Here is a 3,707-nt window from a genome sequence, read left to right as displayed (position 1 = left end):
TCCCGGAGTAACTGTCTGAACAGATGTTTGAGATAGCGGTTTGTTTATAGATTTTTTTATTCTCTGGCTGAGATTCCCTTTTGGCTTGGTCGCGGCTGGAGTCGCGTTTTTGAATTTAGTGCTCCAGAGGAAGTACCCTGCACTGGCTAAAAGAAAAAATAGCCCTAAGAATAAAATTAAATTCAACCTGCTCTTCTTCTTTTCAGGCTCAGGAGGGATACTGCTTTCAGGGCTTTCTATTCTTCTTTCACCTTCTACCTTTTTTATAACCTCAGACGCTAAGTTCATACGGTTTTCAATTCTTTAAGGTCTTTTCTTCTGAAGGAGTCCAGCCGACAGAGAAGTCTGTTTTCCGAAGATATGAGGCTTTTCAAACTTTCTGAGCCGTCCAGGATGTGCTTCTCTAAAATGTTTTTGGCATTGTCCACAAAGGCGGCCATAAGGGACCTTTCGCACAGGACGTTGATCAGCCTGGGTATTCCAGAAGTCAGCCGGTATATGGTTCTTATAGCCTCAGGGGAAAAGCTTATCTCCGGGTCCCCTCCAGCCAGATTCAGTTGAGATTTTATATAGGGCTTCAATTCCTCTGGTTCTAAGGGCAGAAGTGTGTACCTTACCAGAATGCGCTGATCGAGCTGTCTTAGGTTTCTCCTCTTTAATTTTTCTTCTAATTCAGGCTGTGCAAAGAAGACTATCTGAAATAGCTTATCCCTTTGGGTCTCGAGGTTTGAAAGGAGCCGCAGACCCTCCAGGGCTTCCTCTTCCAGAGATTGAGCTTCATCCACCAGGAGTATAACCCTTTTTCTTTCCTGGTAGAGATTCAGAAGAAGATTAGCTACCTTTTCCAAAAGCTCTCCCTCTGAAAAAATCTCTCCTTTCTCGTGCTTTTCAGAAGAATATCCCAGAATCGAGATCATTATCTCCCTGGAGGAAATCCGGGGATTGAAGATCCGGATTATCTTCAGGTCATCTCCTGCCTTCTCCACAAAGTAGCGAGAAAGGATAGTTTTTCCCGTTCCCGGCTCCCCAGTTATCAGGGTGAACCCCATCCCTTCGTAAATTCCATATCTTAAGTGATTTAAAGCTTCCGCGTGTGAATTGGAGAAAAAGAAGAATTTAGGATCAGGAGTGACGGAAAATGGCTCCTCTTTAAATCCGAAAAACTCCCGGTAAGCTTCGATCAAATCGACCCGCATTACATTCTCGTTTCCGTCTTTATTTCCGGTAAGATTTAATTCCTCAGTTGAAAACCTTTTCTCTTTGATCTCCTCTTCGTTCGAGGAGCGATAGATCAGTTTCATTATCTCATTCCTCCTTGTGATTTAGCTGGGTCACCTTGGGAGTTATAACGATCACCAGCTCAGCCCTGCTTTCAATCCTTTCATCTCTCTTAAAGAAAAAACCCAGCAGGGGGATGTCCCCTAAGATCGGAACTTTTTTCTGGATTACTCCCTGCTTGTTGGTTATGAGCCCTCCCAGGATAACGCTTTCCCCGGCCCTCACGCCCACAGTTGTGCTCATCTCTCTTATGTCCAGGTTAGGAGCCCTTAAAGTTTGGCCCTGGAAGTTAAACTCCTCAAACTTGTTTATGTTGGTCACAATAGGGACAACCTGTAAGGTCACATATCCGTCCGGGGAGATGAAAGGAGTAACGCCCATGAGCATTCCTATGAGAGCGGCTTTCTGTTTGGGCACAAGAACCGGCGTGCCTATCTGAGCCCCGCCAGCTATACCGGTTATCTCCCAGTAGGTCTGAACCGTTCCCACATTTATCACTGCGGTCTGGCCATTCAGGACATTCAGCCTGGGCTTGGAAAGCACCTTCACTTTACCATATCGTCCCAGGGTGTTGAAAAGGAAAGAGACATCCGGGGTGGAGCCTGAAAACTCCAGGACCGACCCGGGTAAAGAAAGATTCTGACTGGCTGAAAGATTCACCCTATGTTTTTCAATCAGAACCGAGGTTAAGGCAGACCAGTCAATGCCATAAGATTTTTGATCTTCTAAGGATACCTCTAAAACCTCAGCTTCTATTATCACCTGACGTCCTAAGGAGTTCTTAACCAGGTCGATAAATTTTTCCACCTCTTTTAAGTTTTTCTTCCGGTCTGTGACCACCACGATTCCTGCAACCCTATTGATGAAGTAGTCCCCCTCTGGAGAGATGAGCTTTTTTACGCCTTCTTCCACCTGCTTCCACAGGTCAACGGATTCCTCTCTGGTCTGACCGGATACCTGAAAACTTCCGCTCAGTTGACCCAACTCCTGGTTGGTTCCCAGGACATCGCCTCCCACTGCGACACTCGACATTATCTTGTTGGGGACTTCTCCCAGCTCAAATTTCTCAGTGGCAAAAAGCTGGATGTGCAGGGAAGGTGAATTGGTAGAGTAAAGGTACTCGGTTGGGCCCAAAATGGCTTCTAAAGCCTCCTCCAGGCTCTTGCTCTGGAAGCTCACCGTGACCGGGGTCCGGGGATTAACCCCTTTTTCCCAGACGATGCTCATCCCGGCTTCAGCCACTATGGGAGCCAGGGCGTCTTCCAGAGGAGTCTCTTTGGCTGAAAAAGAAAATAACCGGTTTTTAGGGGTCTGCCCCTCGATTTCAGGAGAAAGGTTCAATTCAGGTGGTACCTCAGATATTTTTTCAGCCTTCGCCGGCTTTAGTATCTGTAGATCCTCCCTGACTACATTTTTATTACTCGAGCAAGAAATACTCAGCGTGAAAAATAATCCAAACAAGGTAGAAAACTTCAGTAACTTATTCATTTTTGCCCCCTTGGTATGCTGGGACCGGATGATACCCTAAGACCTGGTTTTTCCCATCCCTGGTCAGGACCACTCTGACAGAGCTTATCTCTGAAATCACCCATCCCTCGAAAAGGTCGCCTACTTTAACCCAGGCTTTCTTACTGGAAAGATAAAGCAGAGCAGTCCGGTTGTTCTCGGCTATCAGTATCGCCTTAACTATGATTGTTTTGTCAGAGCTTTTAATTTGCGCTGGAGTAGACGGTTTGTAAACGATCACCGGAGCAGGGCTGGAGCCTTTCTTGAACTTGGTCAGCTCTTCTTTCAATTTCTCCTGTTCCAGCGAATCTCTGAGCAGCTCGATTTCCATTTTGATCATTTTTAGCCTTTCCTCCAGTTCGGTCACCCTTTTATTTCCGCTTCCGAAAGGGTCCCTGAAGTTCTTAAGAAGTTCATACAGAGGTGTCTGTCCAGGTACCTTCTGGATTGAATCTGCCTTAGCCACCTTGACTGAGCTATCCGCAGGGGAAGTTTGCCTGGCAGTATTTTGTGCCTGAGCCTGTCCCTGCTTGGTTTTCCTCAATTGAGGCCTTTCTGCAGTCTTTTTCGTCTGAGGCTCTGGTGGAGGCTGGCTTCCTCCAGACAGCATCTTAAAGGCGAAAAAACCTATTATCAAAAGTAAAATCAGCCCGGACCCCAAGAGAATTTTTTTGTTTTTTAGAAGTCCTATAGATGGCATCTTATGAACCTCCCGGAGGGAGATAATATTTTATTCTCAGTTTCAGCTTGCCTGGAAGCTCGATATCTTTTCCTCCCAGGGTGAACAAATCTACGATAAAGGGATATTCTTTCAAATACTCCAAAAGGATTATCATCTGGTCATAAGAGGAATAATTGGTGACCCCGATTTCAAGAGGTATTTCCCTTATGCCGACCAGGCCGGGGAAATCAGGGCTGTTTTT

The 3,707-nt window shown here is 46.0% G+C and carries 5 protein-coding genes; all 5 read right to left on the bottom strand.

Annotated elements, in window-relative coordinates:
- Positions 1 to 288, bottom strand: a 288-nt coding sequence (locus tag MUP17_03585; protein ID MCJ7458058.1) for a hypothetical protein, incomplete at its 3' end; no start/stop codon positions are given.
- Entirely contained in the window at positions 285 to 1,301 is a 1,017-nt protein-coding gene (locus MUP17_03580) for an AAA family ATPase (GenBank protein MCJ7458057.1), read from the bottom strand. The genes MUP17_03585 and MUP17_03580, both read right to left, overlap by 4 nt.
- Positions 1,302 to 1,305: 4 nt before the next feature.
- Entirely contained in the window at positions 1,306 to 2,766 is a 1,461-nt protein-coding gene (locus tag MUP17_03575; GenBank protein ID MCJ7458056.1) for a hypothetical protein, read from the bottom strand.
- Positions 2,759 to 3,484, bottom strand: a complete 726-nt coding sequence (locus MUP17_03570) for a hypothetical protein (protein MCJ7458055.1) — start codon at positions 3,482 to 3,484, stop codon at positions 2,759 to 2,761. The genes MUP17_03575 and MUP17_03570 overlap by 8 nt, the downstream gene beginning before the upstream one ends.
- A gap of 1 nt (position 3,485) precedes the next feature.
- Positions 3,486 to 3,707 (bottom strand): hypothetical protein (locus MUP17_03565; GenBank protein ID MCJ7458054.1); only part of this gene is annotated, 222 nt, incomplete at its 5' end.

The sequence above is a fragment of the Candidatus Zixiibacteriota bacterium genome (assembly GCA_022865345.1).
GTDB lineage: Bacteria > Zixibacteria > MSB-5A5 > MSB-5A5 > RBG-16-43-9 > RBG-16-43-9.
Note: the sequence above shows the minus strand (reverse complement) of the source record. Positions and strands in the feature narration are given on the sequence as shown.